This is a genomic window from Natronobacterium gregoryi SP2 (assembly GCF_000230715.2).
Classification (GTDB): domain Archaea; phylum Halobacteriota; class Halobacteria; order Halobacteriales; family Natrialbaceae; genus Natronobacterium; species Natronobacterium gregoryi.
The window spans coordinates 1-20,360 of record NC_019792.1 but is presented as its reverse complement, the minus strand read 5'-3'; the positions used below and the strand labels follow the sequence as shown (position 1 = coordinate 20,360).

The 20,360-nt window shown below is 62.1% G+C and carries 16 protein-coding genes; 5 read left to right on the top strand and 11 right to left on the bottom strand.

What is annotated here, in order from left to right; all coding sequences use genetic code 11:
* Positions 1 to 580: 580 nt before the first annotated feature.
* The 8 genes from NATGR_RS00080 to NATGR_RS00045 form a co-directional block, all read right to left on the bottom strand.
* Positions 581 to 2,506, bottom strand: coding sequence for an aldehyde ferredoxin oxidoreductase family protein (locus NATGR_RS00080; RefSeq protein WP_005579790.1), 1,926 nt, complete (start codon positions 2,504 to 2,506; stop codon positions 581 to 583).
* 330 nt (positions 2,507 to 2,836) lie between these two features.
* The gene (locus NATGR_RS00075) at positions 2,837 to 3,070 is read right to left on the bottom strand and encodes an HVO_2901 family zinc finger protein (protein WP_005579789.1); all 234 of its coding nucleotides are present in this window, start codon (positions 3,068 to 3,070) and stop codon (positions 2,837 to 2,839) included.
* Between the two features lie 354 nt (positions 3,071 to 3,424).
* A complete protein-coding gene (locus NATGR_RS00070; protein ID WP_005579788.1) occupies positions 3,425 to 4,834 on the bottom strand; it encodes a class II fumarate hydratase in 1,410 nt (469 codons plus the stop codon).
* 79 nt (positions 4,835 to 4,913) lie between these two features.
* Complete coding sequence (locus tag NATGR_RS00065) at positions 4,914 to 6,611, bottom strand: PH domain-containing protein (protein ID WP_005579787.1); 1,698 nt, start codon at positions 6,609 to 6,611, stop codon at positions 4,914 to 4,916.
* A gap of 1 nt (position 6,612) precedes the next feature.
* Positions 6,613 to 7,074, bottom strand: coding sequence for a PH domain-containing protein (locus tag NATGR_RS00060; RefSeq protein WP_005579786.1), 462 nt, complete (start codon positions 7,072 to 7,074; stop codon positions 6,613 to 6,615).
* A gap of 66 nt (positions 7,075 to 7,140) precedes the next feature.
* Positions 7,141 to 8,547 carry a cryptochrome/photolyase family protein gene (locus NATGR_RS00055; protein WP_005579785.1) on the bottom strand — a complete coding sequence of 469 codons (1,407 nt, stop codon included), beginning with the start codon at positions 8,545 to 8,547 and terminating at the stop codon, positions 7,141 to 7,143.
* A 60-nt stretch (positions 8,548 to 8,607) separates the two neighbouring features.
* Complete coding sequence (locus NATGR_RS00050; protein ID WP_005579784.1) at positions 8,608 to 9,483, bottom strand: phosphatase PAP2 family protein; 876 nt, start codon at positions 9,481 to 9,483, stop codon at positions 8,608 to 8,610.
* A 119-nt stretch (positions 9,484 to 9,602) separates the two neighbouring features.
* A complete protein-coding gene (locus NATGR_RS00045) occupies positions 9,603 to 11,381 on the bottom strand; it encodes an ABC transporter substrate-binding protein (protein ID WP_005579783.1) in 1,779 nt (592 codons plus the stop codon).
* Between the two features lie 350 nt (positions 11,382 to 11,731).
* Here NATGR_RS00045 and NATGR_RS00040 point away from each other — a divergent pair, with 350 nt between their 5' ends.
* The 3 genes from NATGR_RS00040 (at position 11,732) to NATGR_RS00030 (ending at position 14,425) form a co-directional block, all read left to right on the top strand.
* Entirely contained in the window at positions 11,732 to 12,889 is a 1,158-nt protein-coding gene (locus NATGR_RS00040; protein ID WP_015233173.1) for a tubulin/FtsZ family protein, read from the top strand.
* 95 nt (positions 12,890 to 12,984) lie between these two features.
* Positions 12,985 to 13,989 (top strand): TIGR04024 family LLM class F420-dependent oxidoreductase, encoded by a 1,005-nt coding sequence (locus tag NATGR_RS00035; RefSeq protein WP_005579776.1) that lies wholly within the window; start codon positions 12,985 to 12,987, stop codon positions 13,987 to 13,989.
* Between the two features lie 286 nt (positions 13,990 to 14,275).
* Positions 14,276 to 14,425, top strand: a complete 150-nt coding sequence (locus tag NATGR_RS00030) for a hypothetical protein (protein WP_231990859.1) — start codon at positions 14,276 to 14,278, stop codon at positions 14,423 to 14,425.
* A 3-nt stretch (positions 14,426 to 14,428) separates the two neighbouring features.
* On the opposite strand, the gene NATGR_RS00025 is transcribed toward NATGR_RS00030, so the two are convergent.
* Together NATGR_RS00025 and folP are read right to left on the bottom strand one after the other, a co-directional pair.
* Entirely contained in the window at positions 14,429 to 15,133 is a 705-nt protein-coding gene (locus tag NATGR_RS00025; RefSeq protein ID WP_005579774.1) for a 6-hydroxymethylpterin diphosphokinase MptE-like protein, read from the bottom strand.
* A 202-nt stretch (positions 15,134 to 15,335) separates the two neighbouring features.
* Positions 15,336 to 16,529, bottom strand: coding sequence for a dihydropteroate synthase (gene folP / locus NATGR_RS00020; RefSeq protein ID WP_005579773.1), 1,194 nt, complete (start codon positions 16,527 to 16,529; stop codon positions 15,336 to 15,338).
* Positions 16,530 to 16,895: 366 nt separating this feature from the next.
* On the opposite strand from folP, the gene NATGR_RS00015 reads away from it, so the two are divergent.
* Both NATGR_RS00015 and NATGR_RS00010 read left to right on the top strand, forming a co-directional pair.
* Positions 16,896 to 18,461 (top strand): Na+/H+ antiporter NhaC family protein, encoded by a 1,566-nt coding sequence (locus NATGR_RS00015; protein WP_005579772.1) that lies wholly within the window; start codon positions 16,896 to 16,898, stop codon positions 18,459 to 18,461.
* Positions 18,458 to 18,733: a DUF7513 family protein gene (locus tag NATGR_RS00010; protein WP_005579771.1), complete on the top strand. Its 276-nt coding sequence runs from the start codon at positions 18,458 to 18,460 to the stop codon at positions 18,731 to 18,733. Before NATGR_RS00015 ends, NATGR_RS00010 begins: the two co-directional genes overlap by 4 nt.
* 22 nt (positions 18,734 to 18,755) lie before the next feature.
* Here NATGR_RS00010 and NATGR_RS00005 read toward each other — a convergent pair whose 3' ends face one another.
* Entirely contained in the window at positions 18,756 to 19,991 is a 1,236-nt protein-coding gene (locus NATGR_RS00005) for a Cdc6/Cdc18 family protein (protein WP_005579770.1), read from the bottom strand.
* Between the last annotated feature and the right edge of the window lie 369 nt (positions 19,992 to 20,360).

Sequence of the window (20,360 nt, the reverse complement as noted above, 5' to 3'; positions counted from 1 at the left end):
TCGGTCGAGATGTGAGCGCTAACAGGTGACACACCCACTGCTGTGGCTCGAGTCAACAAAGCGGACATCCTCTAACCGATGTCCGACCTCGCTACAGCCAGTGGCCTCGGACCAATCTGTGCACTTACCGCTGTCGAGGCAGTCGGGACGAGTTTGGCTGCTTCGACGGTGACTCGAGACATCGTGGGGTTCGTAACTCGGAACACGACCCCTTCGGTAGAACGGCCAACTCGATAGAACACAGCGGGGAGCTCACGCGTCGTCAAAGTGTCTTTTCTCGGACGCCAGAGCTTGAGTTAGCGTTGAAATCGCCAAGAACTATCTCTCGGCCTCGCAAACGCAACAGAAGGGCCAGGCTGGGGCTTGCAGGGGCTCGCTGAGAACAGCGAGAAGGAGACCGCTGAGGACGTGAGTGGCCCTGTTAAATCTCATGTCGCTATATCGAAGTTCGGGAGCCACCTGGTAATCGAACGGAAATCGAGGCGACAAGCGAAATTCAACACCCGACGCTTCTCGTGATCGGCAGGTGTGCGGAAAGAAACCGAATACGAGCGCTCGCGACCGAGAAGGCGGCACAAGACTACTGGCCGACCGCTATTTCGTTCGTGACGCCGACATCCTCGGCGACGTCGTGAAGGTCGAGCGCGCCGAGCGTCTCGGTCAGCGGCACGCCGTCGGCATCCCAGCCACGAGCCGTGTAGTACCGATCCAGCTCTCGTTCGTACGACTCCTCGTCGATCGATTCGCCCTCGTTTGGCCCGTTCGGTACCTCCTCCGTAAACCGAGCCGGAAGCCTGTCGTCGTCCCTATCGAACCCTTCACGGACGTTGAACGCTTTCGAGAGGTTGTACATCCGCTCGCCCGTTGTCAGCAGCTCGGACCGCGAGAGGTCGAAGCCGGTGATCGCGTTGACCAACTCACGGACACCTTCCTCGAGGGTGAGCCCGCGAGTGAACTTACAGACCCCGGTGATGTCGTAGACCGCCATCAGGTCCTCCATGGACTTGAGCGCGAGGGATTTCCCGTCCATGCGAGTGCGGTCGTAGTTCTCGAACTCCCAGAAGTCGCCGTTCATCTCGAGGGCGTACAGACAAGACGTGAGGTGGTCGGCTCCGCGGGGCGAGACGCCGAACGCAAGCGCCATCCCCTTGATCCCGCGGGGTTCGAACCCGGCCGGGGCCTGGTTCTTGACGTGGACGGCGAACTCCTCGCCGCCGCCGGCGCGTCGGGCCGCACGGACGTGGCCGTCCATCAGCAGTTCCCCGAGTGCGCCCTCTGCACGGGCCATCTTCCGGAGCGTCTCGAGGAGGGCGTCGGCGTCGCCAAACTCGAGGTCGACGTCGGTGTCGACGTTCTCGAGCAGTCCGCGTTCCTCTGCTTCCATCGCCCACGCGATCGCGTTCCCGGCGTCGATCGTATCGAGTCCGAGCCGGTCACAGATCTCGTTGGCCTTCGAGACGGCCTCGATGTTGTCGACTTCGACGTTGCCACCGAGCGCATACTGGGTCTCGTACTCGGGGCCGTCGACCGCGATGTCGCCGTACTGGGTGTCTTCGGCCTCGAAGTACTGGCTACACGGCTTGGTACAGTACGGACAGGGGCGTTTGGTGTCGACGTACTCCTCGGTCCAGGACCGGGGATCGAGCGAGATGCGGTCCTCCGAGGGGTCCTCGAGCCGTTCGTACGCCCGCTCGAAGTAGCCGGATTGCCAGTTACGTGTCGGGAAGATCCCCAGCGCGGTGTTTTTCGCGTCCAGAGCCTCGCCGGTTCCGTACTGGACGTCGACCGACGCGTCGCCGGTACCCGAGATGTCGATCTCGCCGCGACCGGTCGTCTCGAGTCGCCACTTCTGGTTGAGTGCCTCGAGTTCGTCGGGACGGGCGACCGGGACGTCCGTGGAGCCTTTGACCGCGATGGCCTTGAGATTCTTCGACCCCATGACCGCGCCAGGACCGCCACGGCCGGCCTGGCGATCCTCACACTCGATCATCGAGATACGGGACTCGTGTTCCCCGGCGGGGCCGATGATCGCCGACCGGAACGCGGAGCCGTAGCGCTCCTCGAGTCGGTCGTGAGTCTCCCGGGTGTCGAGCCCCCAGAGGTCGTCTGCCGGCTCGAGACGGACGTCGTCGTCTTCGATGACGAGAACGGACGGTTCGTCACAGGCACCCGTGATCGTCAGGGCGTCGTAGCCTGCGCGTTTGAGCTGATCGCCCATCTTCGCGCCGACCAGCGACTTGCCGTAGCCGCCGGTCAGTGGCGACTTGAACCCGAAGGTCGTCTTCGAGCCCGTCGGAACCGACGGGCCGACGAGGACGCCGGGAGCGACCGCGAGGACGTTTTCCGGGTCGAGCGGGTCGACATCGAGGCCGACCCTGTCGTACAGGAGTCGCGTCGTAAACCCTGCCCCACCCAGATACGTGCGGACGAACTCCTCGGAGAGTTCCGCCGTGCTGTGGTCGCCGGCTGTCAAGTCAACCTCGAGAAGCTGGTGCCAGTAGGCCATACTCGAGCGCCCGAGTCTTCGGACAATAATGTTGGGGCACAGTTCCCATCGACGTGGAGTTCGGTACGAGCGTTTTTACGGACGTTCCGGTCGGCGACTGTCGGAGAATCGTACGGTTTGCTGCCAGCCAGTGCCGGCCAAATTGCGACCCGAAGCGGGGACACTGTGGCACATTGCCGTAACTAGTTACAGCCGATCGCCAGAGCGGGGCGGCGATCGGCGGTAACGAAGCGGACGGGAGAGACCGTATCATACGGTTTACTGTCCGTCAGTTCCGGCGTGACCGCGCGCTCCTGCGGTCGCGCCGGTAAACCATTACAGCGTTTTGCCTCAGTGTGTCGTAGTCCGTACGTCTTCGACCCGATACAGGGCGTCTTGGAGGCCTTCGCCGTCGCAGTCTTCGTTCGGGCACTCGTAGTGCCAGCCATCCTGGGTTGCCGCTGTCTCCCGGAACCGGTCGCCACAGACCTGACAGAAGAGTTGTCCCTTCTTGCAGGTGTCCCGATGTAACTCGAGGGCGAGTTCGGTCTGGAAGGACTGATTACAGTTACGACAGGTGTGCATAGTTCGTCTGACGCGAGCATCCATCAAAACTGCTTGGATTTGTTTATTGCGCTGAATTCTACGGTGAGTAGGCCCCTATGTGTCGGTTTGAGTTCCAAGCTCGTGAACGGAAGACGTTCAAGAAAAACCATTTACTAAAACTCGAGTACATCGGGTTCTGTCACGATGGAGTGAGTACCCTTCCAGCCGTTGGTCGGTGCGCCGATTTAGCCAACACGATCAGGATCGGCACACCAGTGCAGGCATGGTCCGCCTTAGCCACTCCAGGAAAAAGTGACGACGTGGCGACACGGGGCGGCAGGCGATCGGACGAAACCGAATCGAAAAACAGCAACTCGGGAGCGAACGGCGCGGTTACTCGTCCTGACCGAGGATACCGCGATCGGTCATCTTCTCGGGGTCGAGCACCTCGTCGGCTTCCGCCTCGTCGAGATAGCCCTTCTCGAGGACGACCTCTCGAACGGTCTTGTCCTCTTTGAGTGCGGTTTTGGCGACCTCGCTGGCTTTGTCGTAGCCGATGTGGACGTTCAGCGAGGTGGCGAGTGCCATCGACTGTTCGACCTGCGTTTCGCAGTGTTCACGATTTGCTTCGAGCGGGTCGACGAACCGTTCGGCAAAGACCTGACTCGAGTTGGCGAGCAGTTCCGCGGACTCGAGGAAGTTGTGCGCGAGGACGGGCTTGTAGAGGTTGAGGTCGATCTGGCCCTCGGCAGCGCCGGCGGAGACGGCGGCGTCGTTGCCGACGATCTGCTTGTGGACCTGGTTGACCGCCTCGGCGACGACCGGGTTGATCTTGCCGGGCATGATCGAGGAGCCGGGCTGGTTCTCGGGCTGTTCGAGTTCGCCCAGGCCGTTACGGGGGCCGGAGGCCAGCAGCCGGAGGTCGTTTGCGATCTTGTTCAGCGAGCCCGCAACCACGCGCAGGGCACCGTGGGCTTCGCTCATGGCGTCGTGGGCGGCCTGTGCCTCGAAGTGGTCGTCGGCCTCGCGGAACTGGACGCCGGTCTCTTTGGTGATGTACTCGGCGGCGCGGCCGGGGAACTCGGGGTGGGTGTTCAGTCCCGTCCCCGTGGCTGTGCCGCCAAGCGCGAGTTCGGCGAGATGATCCCGTACCTTGTCGACTCGGTCGAGGCCTTTGGCAATCTGGGTACGGTAGCCGCCGAACTCCTGGCCGAGCGTAACGGGCGTCGCGTCCTGGAGGTGCGTGCGGCCGGTTTTGACGACGTCGTCGAACTCTTCTTCTTTCTGCTCGAGGGACTCTCGGAGGGTGTCGAGGGCTGGGATGACGTCTTTCTCGAGGGCCTCGAGCGAGGCGACGTGCATCGCGGTCGGAACGACGTCGTTCGAGGACTGGCCGTAGTTGACGTGGTCGTTGGGGTGGACGACCCGGTCACCGATCTCCGCGCCCACGATCTCGGCAGCACGGTTGGCGATGACTTCGTTGGCGTTCATGTTCGACGACGTTCCGGAACCGGTCTGGAAGACGTCTACCGGAAACTGGTCGTCGTGTTCGCCGGCGATGACTTCGTCGGCGGCTTCGACGATCGCCTCTGCAACGTCGTCCTCGACCAGTCCGAGGTCGCGGTTTGCCTGTGCAGCGGCTTTCTTGACGACACCGAGTGCACGGACGAACCGTCGCCCGAACGTGATCCCCGAGATGGGGAAGTTCCCGATCGCACGCTGGGTCTGGGCCCCCCAGTAGGCGTCGGCTGGGACCTCCATCTCGCCGAGGCTATCCTCTTCGATTCGGTATTCGTCTCCCATACGCGGGGTCTCACGGCCAGAGGGGTAAAATCCACCGAAACGGGTGACGGGACTGCACGCGTTCAAACGCGCCGAAAGATCAGGTGAAATCGACCGATATGCCGATGTCGTCGGCCTCCGCACGTTCCCGCAGTGAGGACTGCAGCCGTTTCCGGCTCGTGCGTTGGACGGCGCGTGCGTCCTCGAGGTCGATGTCGTAGATCGTCGTCGACGACCAGAAGAACGAACGGGAACTGGCCGTATCGACGACGACCGACGCGATGCCGAGTCGTCGCTGGAAGATCGACCGGCGGACCGAGACCGTCTGGACACGGTAGTACGGGACGACAGTCGTTCGCCGCCGCCAGAAACCGCTTCGGATCACGATGTGGTCCTCGCCGACGTAGTAGGCGATGTGAACGTACCGAAGGTGAGCCGCAAGCGGCACCGCCAGGAAGACGACGGCGGCGAAGTACCAGTTCTCGAGCGGTGTCGTGTAGGCCACGCCGAAGGCGACCGCGACAAAGGCAGCTGCGACGAGCGAGTAGCGAACCAGGTACCGTCGGCGGGCGACCGGTGGCGGGCTACGGAACGTCGGCGTCTCGACGTCGGTGAGGTTCTCGGTGAACGTGTAGACGCGGCCCTGCTGGGCCAGCGGCACGGCTGACTGACTCCCGCCGTTGCTCTCGGGACCGTAGCCAGCGGTTTCCACCCAGAGACCGGCGTACTCGATCAGCCGCTGGACGGGATTGTCGGTCACCGTCACCGACTGGACTTTCTCGGCCGGAATAGACCCGCTGTATCGCTGGAGAAGTCCTCGTTCATAGACGAAGTCGTCGCCGACCCGACCGAGCTGGAAGTCGTAGTAGGTTGCGAACGTGTAGGCGACGCTGAGTAGATAGGTGACGAGAACACTGATGATCGCCGAGACGATAGTCAAGATCCCGTAACTACCCGTGTTTCCGGTGTCGAGATCGGCTGGTCCGCCAAACGGCTGGGAGGCGGCGACGAAGAACTCGAGAATCGACTCCGTTGCGAGGAAAAAGACGAATAGGACTGCAGCGACGGCCGCCGGACGGAAGGACGTAAACGAGTACAGGAGCAGTTCCCGTGGCGCGAGGTCGAACAGGCGCTGTTTCCGGGAATAGGTCGGCGAGTCTGGTTCGAAGGTCTGCTCCGGGTCCGCCGGTGGTTCTCGTTCGCCGGTTTCGTCGTCCACTGACGGGGAGGGGGCGTCGTCACCGGCACGTTCGGCGTCAGCGTCGACTGCAGCATCTTCGGTCGGTTCGTCGGACGCTGTCGCGGAATCGGCAGACTGCCGTCGCTGGCGTGTGCGCTCTCGTCGTCGGCCCTTCGCCTCGGCTGTGCGACGGCGAATCTCTCGCTGGAGTCGATTCGCTTCTTCTTCGCTGACGAAGTACAGAGTCGCTTCGGTGGTGCCGCCACCTGCCGTTTCGATCGAGACGGTCGCAAGTTCCAGGAGTCGCTGGAAGACGCTCTGTCGGATGTCGACGTTCTGGATCCGACCGTACGGAATCTCTCGAGAGCGCCGTGCGACGACGCCGGAGGAGACGTCGACGGTGTCGGTAGTGACTGCGTAGCCAAACCGGTAGTAGTAGACGACGCCGTAGAGCGTGCCAAAGAGGAAACCGATCGGTGCGGCGACGGGGAACCATGCCGGACTCACCGGGTCGAAGACACCGGAGAGGACGAGGACGAGAAAGACCGGTAGCCAGAGCCAGAGAAATCCGTACTGAACGGCGTACGTGACTGCACTGAGTGGGTGGAGCCGGTTCATACTAGACTGCGTCTTCGGTCTCGCTCTCGACAGCGAGATCGCGTAGCGTATCTTGAAGCTCGCGTGCTCTGTCGGGAGTCAGTCCCGGAATCCTGACATCCGCGTTTCGTGATCCGGCCGTATAGACGACGACGCTCGAGAGGCCGAGTGCCCGTTCGATCGGGCCGAACTGCGTGTCGACGTGCTGGACGCGGACGAACGGGACGGCAGTCTCGACGAACGTGATGACCCCCCGTTCGAGATAGAGGGCGTCGGACTGGAGTTCGAACTGCCAGACCTGATAGAGCCGAATCGCGTAGGCGGCCCCTAGGAGAACCGCAAACGCGACTACCCCCCCGAGCACCGCCGTCGGAACCGGAACGATCCACTGATCGACAGCCGCGAGGGCGATCCCGAAGACGGCCGCGAGGATCACCCACTGGGCGATCCAGAGATAGCGAATGCGAGTATTGAGCGATTCCATGTACGTATCCTATCAGCATAGTAGGATAAATCTGCGGGTACGCCGGCGTTAAGTGGCACGCAGCGGTCAGTTCTCGTCGCCGCGTGCGCGCTCGAACGTCTCGATCGCCAGCTCTCTGCGCCGGCCGTGGTCGACAATCGGGGCCGGATAGTCGGCCGCAGCCGCCGCTCGCTGCTCGTCTGTAAGCGTCGGCCAGTCGTGTATCTCGTCGGTACTCGCGTCTTCGAGTTCGGGCACGTAGCGGCGGACATACTCTCCGTCTGGGTCGTACTCTCGGCACTGTTTCGTGGGGTTGAACACTCGGAAGTAGGGCTGGGCGTCCATGCCCGTCGAGGCAGCCCATTGCCAGCCGCCGACGTCGTTTGCCGTGTCGTGATCGGCGAGTTGTCGGCGGTACCAGTCGTAGCCCTTTCGCCAGTCGATTAGCAGGTCTTTCGTCAGGAACGCAGCGACGATCATCCGGACGCGGTTGTGAACCCAGCCTTCCGCTCGGAGCTGGCGCATTCCGGCGTCGACGATCGGGTACCCCGTCTCGCCGTTTTTCCAGGCGTCGAACTCGTCGGGATCGTTTCGCCACTCGATCTCGTGATCGTACCCACTGAAGTTTTCGGTAACGATCTCCGGATTGAACGACAGTACGTGAGCGTAGAATTCCCGGAACGCGAGTTGCCGCTGGAAGGCGGTCACGCCGTCGCGGTCGTCGTCAGTCTCGGCGCGCTCGGCTGCACGTTCGGTCGCCGCATACACCTCTCGTGGGCCGATCGTCCCCCACTTGTAGTGAACCGAGAGCCGCGACGTCGCACCTGCTGCGGGGTAGTCCCGCCTCTCGTCGTAGCGATAGATCGGTCCCGAACAGAACGACGCGACGCGCTCGCGTGCCGCCTGCTGGGTGACCGTCGGCGGCGTCGCTTCGGGTTCGTCGAACCCCAGATCGGAAAGCGACGGGAGCGCATCGCCGGTGACGGCGGCCAGATCATCCCCACCCGGGGCCTCGAACGGCGTCTCTTTCTCTCGATCGCGCCACTTCTTCCAGAAGTACGAGAACACGGAGTAGTGCTCGCCCTGGTTTGGCGTGATCGATCCGGGCTCGTGGAGGATCGCATCGTGTGTCGTCTCCGGGCTGACGCTTGCATCCTCGAGTGCTGCGGTAACTGCCCGATCGCGTTCCCGCGCGAGTCCACTGTAATTCTCGTTCCAAGTGACGGTGTCGACGTCGTACTCGGCGGCGATGCGAGGCAGACTGTCGCTCGGGTCCCCCCGTGCGACCAGTAGGTCGCTTCCGTGGTCACGATACCACGACCGGAGCCCGTCCAGTGCCTCGAGCAGACACGCGACCCGGATGGGTGATGCGTGCTCGAGGACGCCCGGATCGAAGACAAATAGGGAAACGACAGGTTCGTCGGTCGACGCGGCACGTGCGAGGCTGCGGTTGTCCCGCGTTCGCAGGTCTCGGCGATGCCAATGAAGGAGCATACGTAAACTGTTGGCTCGAGGGTCGAAAATACCCGGTTATCGGTACGTCTCTCAGCGCTGTCACTTGCTGTCCGGCTGGCCGTCGCGGCTGAGCCGGGCATCGACGTAGTCTCGGACTCCGTGGAGGATTCCAGCGACGGTGTAGTTGCGACCGATGTAGACGCTGACGACTGCGAGTACGGTACCGGCGACGACGTCGGAGAACCAATGAATTCCCAGATACATCGTCGAGAGTAGGACGCTACCCGCGAGGACGCCGGCGATTGGAACCCACACCGGATACTCGTCGCGGGTGAGCCAGGCGAGGAGGAAGACGGTCACCGACAGCGACGTGTGCAGTGAGGGAAAGACGTTCGTCGGCTGGTTCACCTGGTACGTGAGAAACGCTGCCTGTGGGAACGCATCGTACAGTAGCCGCTCGAAGAAATCCGGAGCGAGGTTGCTAGGACCGAACGCCATAAAGAGGATATAACAGCCCAGTCCAATCCCGTAGTTGGCCGTATACGAGAGCAGCAGCGTCGATAGCTCCTCCATCCGGTCCAGCGAGAAGTACGCGACGAAGGGAAACAAGAGCAGAAACGCGTAGCCGTAGATGTAGACGAACACGAAAAACGAGGTCAGTTCTGGCGACTGGAACGACTGCAGAACGGCAACGGGGTTTTCCGGGAATACGATCCGCTCTATTTCGAACAGGTGCGGGGTGAGGTTGTAACCGATGACCCGTTGCTCGAGACGAACGGTGACGTCGACGGTCGCCCACCGGACGAACAGGACGGCGGCGAGAGCTGCAAGCGGAAGCAGGCATACCTCGAGCCGCCATCTGAACTCCGACAGCGCCGTGGCTATCCGTCGCGGACCGACGACGACGAGTGACGCGGTCACGAGCATCGTCGTGACCACGAGTACGAGCTCGAGGGCGACCGTGACGAGGGCCATTTCCTGTCGTTGGGCCTACGAACTAACGAGCATTATAGCAATTGGTTGTCCGACCCTCGACCGTGCGAGGGAGTTGCCGCAAGCGCGGGGCGGGTGGCAAATGCTCGAGAGCCGGCGGCTCAGCCGAGTAGCGCCCCATCCTCGTACCGGTAGCCGGCGTCCTGGAACAGAGAGCGAACGAGTTCGTCGTCGATTTCGCCGTTGGAGCCAGGGAACTCGAGCACCGGCATCTCGGCGTCGGCCGCGAATTCGCCGTCGGCAATGCCGAGCAACGAGCCCGGCGAGATTGCTGGCTCGGCGAACCCGTCGAACACCTCGGAGACGACGTGACTTCGGTCTATCAGTTGAGAAAGCAGCAGGCGAAACCGCGGGTTCCCGAGTTCGGAGTGGTGATGATTGTAGCCGATCATATAAAACGAGTTCGTCGACGCAGTGATCGCCGACACGTCCTCGTGACCGGTTACCGAACTCGCGTTACCGGGCGGGATACCGTCTCCGGTGACGTCGATATCACCCTCGAGCAGTGACTCGATCATCGAACCCGCGTTGGGAGCGAGCTGGAACCGGATCTCTGGGAGTTGGGAGGCTGCCTCGATGACGTCGGGTCGGTCGGTCGTTTCCTCCCGGAAGACGTGATCGGAGAACGGTTCGAGGACGACCTCGTCCATCGCCACCGACTCGAGTTGGAAGAGTCCGGAGCCGACGGGGTCCTCGTTGTCGGTCGCCAGGGCCTCGGTTCGATAGTTGGCAACGACGTCGGTACGCGGTCCCCAAACGTGTTCCGGCAGGATGGGCAGCGAGAGGGCTCGTCGTGCCACTTCCCGAGCCGTCTCCCCGAACGAGAACCGAACGGTTCGGGAGTCGACTGCATCGACAGTCTCGGCGACGGTCTGGCGGCTTCGGTATCGCGGCGCGGGCAGGCCGTCCTCGATCTCTCCCCTCGACGTGTCTCGAAGCAACCGGAACGTAAAGACGACGTCGTTCGCGTCGAGGTCGACGCCGTCGTGCCACTCAAGTCCCTCGCGGAGCGAGATGTCGGCCCGGAGCTGGTCGGCGGAGTCGTTCCACTCGATCTGCTCGGCCAGCCACGGGATCTCTGCAGTTCCGTATTCGTTTCCGCTCTCGAGTGTGTCCCGGGTCCCTCGACGGACAAGCGGGTCGTACAGCAATCCGATCAAGCCGTCGATACCGCTGTGACCGACAGCGAGCGGATTGAGTCGGTCCGCAAGGTCCCCACCGAAGACGCCGACCTCGAGCGGCCCGTTCCTGCTGTCATCCGCGGACTCGCGGGTCACGAGATCGAGGTAATCGAGCGCACGGAATGGTGGCCGCTCGACATCGATCCGTTCGTGTCGACCACCGATTCTAGTGGGAAAGGCAACGGTCGTGTACGGGACTGTTTGGCAGAGAAACTCGAGTAGTTCCACAATAGGTTCTCGTCGGTCGTGACCGGTCGTCCGCCGCTGTTCCTCGAGAAGGTCGTCGACGGTCAAATTCGAGAAGTGAAACGGGTTCTGCCAGCCGGACTCGTTGACGAAGTCAGAGTGCAACAGCCCACGGAGAGCATCGTAGCCGTCTAGTCCTGGATGCCGGAGGACGAACACGTCGTAGTCTCCCTCCAGCAAGACGTCGCGGTAGATGCCCGGTTCGGGGACGGGTTCGTGAGTGACGGCGATGCCAGCGTCCCGGAAATTCTCGCGGAGCCGACTCATGATGGTTGCGGCGGCGATGTCGTCGTCCGTCGGCACCGTCTTTATCGTGAGTTCGATCTGGTCGGGGCCGACGTTCTCCGCTCGCCACCAGAGTCGCTCCGAACAGCCGGCAAGGGAACTCGCACCGACGGCTCCCACGCTCGCAAGTAGTCCTCGACGCGTCGTCGCCGGTGCGACGTCTTCCATGTCGATGGAGATATGCCATCCCACAGTATAGGACTTACTCTCGACGGGACAACTTCACATCGCCGGTCGGAGCGATCGGTCGGTCCACTGCTCGAGATCGGATGCGTCGAGACTGTCCGGCATCACGACTGTCGGTAAGCGGTGACTATACTGAACGAAAGAACGTCACTGAGAGCTGACTCTCTTTGCTTCAATTATACGAGGGCCATAACAATGCCCGGTACCGACGACGCTCGAGACGTGGCATCCGCTCACGACTTCCGGACGCGAGCCTCGACTGCTCTCCGGGTCCGAGATCACGGCCGGTCGGGTCGATCGCGTTCGGTGGCGAGCGACCACGAGAGACAATCATGAAACTCGCACTCATCGGCTTTGGACAGGCAGGCGGGAAGGTCGTCGACGAGTTCCTGGCGTACGACGCAGCGATCGACGGTGGATTCGTCGAGACGGCTATCGCCGTCAACTCCGCGACGACGGACCTCCACGGACTCGAGAACGTCCCACAGCGGAATCGCGTTCTCATCGGACAGGCACGCGTCAAGGGCCACGGCGTCGGTGCCGACAACGAGCTCGGCGCGACGGTGACCGAAGAGGACATCGACGAGATCCAGGGCGCGATCGACCGGATTCCGGTCCACGAGATCGACGCGTTCCTCATCGTCGCTGGCATGGGCGGTGGCACCGGCAGCGGCGGTGCACCGGTCCTCGCGAAACACCTCAAACGGATCTACACAGAACCGGTCTACGGGCTCGGTATCCTCCCGGGAACGGACGAAGGCGGCATTTACACTCTCAACGCCGCGCGTTCGTTCCAGACGTTCGTTCACGAGGTCGACAACCTGCTGGTGTTTGACAACGACGTCTGGCGCAGTGCCGGCGAATCAGTCGAGGACGGCTACGATCGGATCAACCGCGAGATCGTCGAGCGGTTCGGCCTCCTCTTTGCCGCCGGCGAGGTCGACGAAGACGACGACGTCGCCGAGAGCGTCGTCGACTCCTCGGAGATAATCAACACCCTAAAGGACGGTGTCTCGACGATCGGCTACGCACGCGAGACGGTCGACGAAAGCGGCGGTCTCCTCTCGTCGTTCCGCGACGAAGAGGGGTTCGACGAGGGGGAGGCGACCAACCGGATGACCAGTCTCGTCCGCAAGGCGACGCTGGGCCGGCTGACGCTTCCCTGTGACGTCTCGAGTGCGGATCGCGGTCTGGTGGTCGCGACCGGTCCCGCGGAACACCTGAACCGTAAAGGGGTCGAGCGCGGTCGCCAGTGGCTCGAGGACGAGACCGGGAGCATGGAGATCCGTGGCGGCGACTACCCGCTATCGGACCGCGACGAGGTCGGTGCGATCGTGCTTCTGTCGGGCGTGACCGACGTGCCACGCGTCGACCAACTCCAGGAGGTCGCGATCGAGGCCCAGGAGACCGCCGAGACGGTCCAGGCGAACTCCCAAGACGAGTTCGCGTCGTTGCTGGATACTGGTGGCGAGATAGACGCCCTGTTCTGAACGTCACCGGTCGAATCGTTCGCCAGTTCGCGTTTCGACGAGACCCGTTTTTCGCGGGGGAACTTTAATAGAGTTGACTGTGTCATTCCAGGCAGATGACCGATAGAAGTCTCCACCTTCCGGTCGCAGCACAGCCAAGCGTCGATTCGATCGTCGATCTCGCCAAACGCGGGGAAGAACACGGGTACGAGTACGCCTGGCTCCCAGAGACGTGGGGGCGGGACGCGCCGACGGTGCTTACGAACATCGCACGCGAGACCGAGACGATCGGCCTCGGGCCGAGCATCGTCAACGTCTACTCCAGGTCGCCGGCGCTGCTGGGTCAGACTGCAGCGACGCTCCAGGAAGTCTCGGACGGCCGATTCCGAATGGGAATCGCACCGAGCGGTCCGGCCGTCATCGAGGGCTGGCACGGAGCCGACTTCGACAGACCGCTGCGGCGGACCCGCGAGTACGTCGACATCATCCGAGAAGTGCTGTCCGGCGAGACCGTCAACTACGACGGCGACATCTTCTCGCTGTCGGGCTTCCGGCTTCGGTGTGACCCACCAGAAGAGCCCGTTCCGGTCGACGCCGCAGGGATGGGCCCGAAATCCGTCGAACTCGCCGGCCGCTTCGCCGACGGCTGGCACGCGATCATCTTCACACCCGATGGTCTCGAGGAGCGACTCGAGGACCTCCGACGAGGGATGGAACTCGGCGACCGTGACCCCGACGACGTCCGCGTCACGTTCTCGGTGACGGCGTGTGCACTCGAGGACGGCGAACGGGCACGAGAACTGGCCCGCGAGCACATGGCCTTCTACGTCGGCGCGATGGGGACCTACTACCGCGAGTCGCTGTCTCGACAGGGATACGAAGAAGAAGCCCACGAGATCGCCGCAGCGTGGGCCAGCGGCGACCGCGAGGAAGCGCTTGACTGCATCTCCGACGAGTTGCTCGACGCGACGGGCGCGGCCGGAACGCCAGAACGCGCCCGCGAAGAACTCCAGAAGTTCGCGGAGATCGACGGCGTCGACGACATCGCCGTCGGATTCCCACGTGGGGCCACCACCGAGGAGATCGAGTCGACGATCGACGCGCTTGCACCCGACAACTGATACGGTTTGCAGTACGTCAGTTCCGGTGAGACCGCAGGAGGACTCGCAGTCGCGCCGGTACATCAGTACAGCAGTTCGTATGAGGCGGATTGGTATCGGTTTACTGGTGTCGCTGGGGCCCAAAACGGTTGTACCGGAAACGACGTACAGTGGACCGTCTGATTCGGACCGACGACAATAACGGATTCCTGACTGTCCGGGTAACGAGAGTATAACGAACTGTGATATGCAATTCGGTTACTCCATGAACAGCCAGAACCGATCGAAACGTGACGCGACGTCGACGATGCGAGACGCCGTCAAGCGAGTCCTCTTCCGGGGCGACGACGTGACGACCATCGAGGAGTGTCGACGCTGTGGGAAGTCGATCGAGGCCCACGACGTCGACTGTCCGTCCTGTGGCTGTGCCGACATCGTCGAGTACCGGATTCGGTAGCCGCTACTCCTCGGAAAGCGGGAGCGAGCGCGTCTCGATACCGTCGCGTCGTCCGTCCAACACGTCGAACCGTTCGTCCCGTCGCACCTCGAGCCAGTAGAGCAATCGCTCTGCCCACTCGAGTTTGTGCGCTTTTGCCGGAGAAACGGCAGGATCGTCGAACTCCCAGCCGACGAACTCGAGTTCGGACGCGCCGAGATGATCGGCGAGGAAAGCCGCCCGGTCGCCGTCGGTGAACCCACCGAAATTCCTGACGTGTTCGACCGGGGCTGCCTGCGTGGTCGGGAGGACGTACTCGTCGGTACAGTCGGGGACGACCGATCGGATTGCGTCGACGTTGTCGCCGTGAGCGTGGACCGCGACCGGGACGCGACGGGCCGTGAGTCGACGGACCGTTCCTGGGTTCTTGTCGAGATCGGTGACCATACAGTCGACGGTAACGTCGTTCTCTCCGAGAACGTCGGCTGCCGTCGATGCCGCGAACACGGCGTCGGCCCCACGTGCGCGCTCGAGGTCAGTTTCGTCCTCGAGCGAGGGGCCAGCGCCAGCGACGACGACGGTGCCGTCCGCGACCGACGATAACGTCTCGAGACCGAACGAACCAGTCAGCGACGCGAGCACGTCTCGTGCTCGTTCGTCCCCAGCACGATCGTAGCCGAAGTCAGCGAGAACCGCCTCGTAGACCGGCTCCCAGTCGTCGAACTCCATCAGGCGTAGTTCACAGCGAAACTACTCGAGACTGGCGGTTCGTCGGTGTTCGGCAGTACCAGCCGGACGAGCGTCGCCACTGGGCGAGTAACATCCCAATAATTCTGTGTTGTGGGCCGGGGGTCGCCTCCGAAGTACCCCTACCCGGGAGGCCGCCCGGCGTCCACTCCCCTGTTTCGAAGCCTCCGGCATAAGCTTTCTCTTACTGTAGTATATTCTCTATTTCTTCGTCTAGACTGCTCTCGCCCCCGATATCGACTTTTAAAACGGACGAAAGATCTGAAAACGTGGCCGGGGTGCCAGCGAGTAAGACACCATTACTGGGGGTGGGGTGTGTCGATGCGCCCGCGTCGGCGGCGGCCGCGACCAGGCGCTGGCGTTCGTCTGTCGGCAATCCGTCGATTTCGAGCAGTTCGGATCGCCACCGATCGATCGACTTGGGGTCGATATCGCGTTCTTCGAGGTGACGCTGGAGTTCGCGAGTAGTGGCGACATCCAGCCGGGAAATCGTCACGCCGTCGACCGTGACGCTCGTTCGCTCCGAGAATGACTCACCGATCAGGGCGGCGTCGCGCGTCTCGGCGACATCGTGAGTCCGGACGACGTCCGCGCCGCGTTCGACGGCCATCGACGTGGCCGCCAGGCTGACCGGGAGCCGGTCCGCTGTATCGCGGTCAGCGACATCACCGAGGAAGTTCTTCCGATTGATCGAGACCAGGATCGGCTGGCCGAGCGCACGAAACTCCCGGAGCCGTCGAAACGTCTCGCGGTCGTCCGCTACGGTCTGTGCCTCACTCCAGCCGCCGAAGGCAGGGTCGACGATCGTCTTGTCGGTGAGGCCGTTCTGTTTGAGCGCCTCGTAGACCTGATCGACGTAGTCGGCCTGGGCAGCCCAGTCGGGCGACTTGCGTCGTTCCCAGTCGGTTTCCTCGACCGCACCGGGTCGCTGTAAGTCCGGCGGACTCGCCATCTTCGCAACGGCGACGTCGTACTCCTCACAGACGGTCGACATCTTCGGATCTGCAAACCCGCAGATGTCGTTGACCACGTCGAACCCCTTCGAAATCGCCTCGTCGGCGACGGAAGCGTAGCGAGTCTCGATCGAGAAAACGGCGTCGCCGGAGACGCTCTCGATCGTCTCGAGCGCGACGTGGAGTCGCTCGAGTTCCGCTTCGGCCGAAAGGACTTCGAATCGCTTGTTCGCCGACTCGAGGCCGATATCGACGATATCCGCTCCCTGGTCGATGAGCTGTTCGTCGACGTACTGGGCTGCCTCGCCGGGATCGTCGTACACACTCGGATCATAGGGAGACTCCTCGCTGACGTTCAACACGCCCATGATACGGGGTGGGTGGCCGTCCCCGATATCTAGTCCTGCCGCGTCGACGGTGTTCATATCCGGAGTGGGGAGAGGAGAGTAAAATGCACCGCGGTTGCGGCGAAGCGGACGAACCGCTTTACGGTGGCGCTTACAAGCGATCTAGAAGAAGGCCCCGGGGCTTGACCCCGAGGCGATTCACCGATCGATCGAGTCGATAGACGACTGTCGACCAACAATGCTCGAAACGGTCTCCACTCGACACCACTGCCTTTCAGACGAACTGCTGTACGATGTACCGGCGCGACCGCAGGAGAGTTCGCGGTCGCGCCGGAACTGACGGACAGCAAACCGTATCAGTTCAGGTACTCTACACGACGAAGATACTAGTACCGAGGCCAATAATTGACGGACGATCGGTAAGCAAATAGCTGGAGAGAAGTTATGGGTACAAACGACACCGATCCGACCGACGAGTTCAGCGTCGAGTCCGGCGACGACAGCGGCAGTCTCGACCTCGAGTTCTACGGCGGTCGAGGAATGAGTGCGTTTCCACTCGCGTTCTTTATTATCTGGGCGATTCTCCAGACGGCACTGTGGCGTATCGCCGATACGGCCGGACTGACGATCGGGATGCTGATCGGTCTGATCGTCGGCATGTTCTTCGTGAAAGGATCGTGGACTGGCTACGCCAACACGATCTTCGAGGGAATGTCCCAGCCGGTCGCCGTAACCGCGGTCGTCGCCTGGATGTGGGCGGGGATGTTCGCAGAGACGATGCAGGCTGGCGGCTTCGTCGACGGCCTGGTCTGGCTCGCCGACCTCGCCGGTGTCGGCTCCACGATGTTTCCGGCGATTTCGTTCGTTCTCGCGGCGCTGCTCGCGACGGGAATCGGCACCGGCTACGGGACCGTCATCGCGTTCGTGGTCCTCTTTTTCCCAGCAGGCGTCTTGCTCGGGGCGAATCCAGTCTTGCTGTTTGCTGCGATCCTCTCCGGGGCAATCTTTGGCGACAACCTCGCTCCCGTTAGCGACACGACGATCGTGAGCGCAGTTACGCAGGACTCCGACATCGGTGGCGTCGTCGCGACGCGATTCAAATACGCGATCATCGCCGCTCTGATCGCGTTTCCCGCCTACATCGTCGCAAGCAGCACGATGCCCGGCCTCGGGATCGAAGGCGACGCTCGAGAAATCTTCCTCGAGGCTGCCGATCCCGCCGGCCTGATCCACTTGCTCTCGATGGGAATCGTCATCGGCGCAGCCGTGAAAGGGCGTCACATCGTCGAAGCGATCTCCTGGGGTATCGTCGCGGCCGTCGCGTTCAACCTCGTGTTCGGACTCGCGGCGATCCGCGATATCGTCGTCTTTCGGGCACCCGCCGATGGCCCACTGGTAGAAGCGCTCGGATTCTTGCCGTTCCTCGAGGTGCTCGAGCCGGGTGCTGACACCGTCGGTGTCGGCGGTAGCCTGATCGAAGGTATCACTGGGTTCTTCGAACTGGCGATCTTGATCCTCTTCATCATCGCCGGTGCACAGATCATGATCCGTGGCGGCGCGTTCGAGGCTCTCCTCACGTTTACCTTCGAGCGGCTGGCGACGAACGTTCGTAACGCCGAGTTGACGATGGTCGGTTCCTCGGCGTTTATCAACGCGATCATCACGATCAACACGGCAGCCGAGATCGCAATCGGTCCGTACATTTCGAAGCTCGGCGAACAGTTCAACATCAACGGCTACCGACGGGCGAACATCCTCGACGCCAACACGGCAGCGCTGGGATACATCTTCCCGTGGTCCGGCGGTGTCCTCGTCGGCTTCGAGGCGATGCAGGGTCTGCCCGACGAGTACGACTGGTTCGAAACGGGAATGATCGTCAATCCGATAGAGGTCGTCCCCTACGTCTTTCAGGGGTGGCTGTTGGTCGCTGTCTTCGTCGTGGCAGCGATCACTGGCTTCGGCCGAGAGTACGTTATCGACCGCGAATCCGACGAGGTTGCACGAATATGAGCATGCTATCGAGCTACTTCAAAGGCTGGACGTTCCGCTCGACGACTCCGTCGCTCGAACCCGGCAGCGAGATCAACGTCTTCGTCAACGAGTACGATGGAAACGGCGTCGGCGTCGCTAATATTGGAGACACCCGACTGTACATCACAGGCGTCGACCCAGAACACGTCGAAAAGCGAGTGCGCGTCGACGTCACCGACTTCGACGAAGCAGACTCGGTCGGTCACGGGGAGTTCCAGAAAGTAATCGGGACGAGCTCGTACACGGGCTGACGTCGACGGTCGCAAAACACCGCTACTCCGAGTCGCCCTCCTCGAGCACCGCCAACCGGGCGTCTCGCAGGAGCACCTTCTTGACGATAGCGGGGTTCTCGAGTAGTCGATGTTTGGCGTGGGCACCGCGACCGCGTCCCCGTCCTTCGCGTTCGGACTGGATCACGTTGAGGAAGTTTTGTTCCTGGAGAATCTCCTGAACTCGGCGCTCAGAGAGGACGTCGAAGTCGAGTTGCCGAGCGATTTCTTTGTACTGGTTGTAGATGATTTTCGTCGGGAACTCCTTTTGGGTGCTGTTTTCCGTGAGGATCGTCAGCGCATAGAGGATTGCCTTGGCCTGCTGTGGCGAGCCTTCGATGAGCTCGTTGAACCGATCGGCTTCGGTCTTTTCCTTTGCGTCCCGGACGTGATCTGCGGTGACTTCGTCGTCGTTTTGCTTCTTTGCGATCCGCCCTGCGTTCCGGAGGATATCGATCGCCTTGCGAGCGTCGCCGTGTTCCTGTGCCGCAAGTGCCGCCGTGAGCGGAATCACGTCGTCCGAAAGGACCCCATCGTGAAAGGCGTCGCGGCGTTTCTCGAGTATTTTGACCAGTTGATTCGCGTCGTACGGTGGGAAGACGAGTTCGTCTCGGGAGAGACTCGACTTGACTCGTTCCGAGAGGTGGTCGGGGAAGTCGATCTTGTTCGAGATACCGATTATCCCGATGCTCGAGTCCGAGATACGCCGGTTCTCGCCCGCACGCGAGAGCTTTCTGAGGACCTCGTCGTCCTCGAGCATGTCGATCTCGTCGAGAATGACGATGGTGACATCGGTACAGCCGTCGACGGCTTGCCAGAGTCGTTTGTAGTAGTCGCCAGTCCCCAGACCGCGGTCAGGGACGGTAACGCCGCTTTCGTCTGGTTCGTTGACTAACTGAGCGATCGTCTTGATGATCGATGCCTCCGTGTTCTGCTCTCCACAGTCGATGAAGGCGTACTTCACCGTCACGCCGTCGTGCTCGGCCTCGGAGATCACCCGCTGCGTGACCGACCGAGAAATCAACGACTTGCCGGTTCCGGTCTTGCCGAAGATGAACAGGTGGTTGGGCTCGCTCCCGAAGATAGCCGGGTTCAGGGCGTCCGCGACCCGTTGCATCTGCTCGTCCCGCCCGACGATCCGGTCGGGACCGGGCAGGTGCGTGATCTCGAGCAGTCGCTCGTCGGCGAAAACCGGATCGTCGTACTGAAAGAGCGGATCACGATCGTCGTTCGCGGACATTGAGCTATCTGGTAGCTACCGGCCGAACTGAGATAAAAGTATAGGGATCGATCGCGGATGTAAAAATAGCGTCTTATCGTCTGAAACGCCGAATATCTTGTTGGCTGGTAAAGTACTTCCGAAACGCCCGCATCGCGCTTCTAATCCGTCTGGGACGTGCGGTGGCGTCGGCCTGCAGTTTGACACCGACACCTCCGTCGCGGGTGTAAGTCCCGAAAACGGTCCCGAGCGGAGAGAAAAAGGAGTTCGGCTCGCAAACCGAATCGAAAACCCTCGAAAAGAGATTCTTCGGCTTTCAGGCCGTAACGAGACCGTCCACGCTCGAGAACGATCTCTCGAGACCGGTGACGACACCCACACCACCGTCGC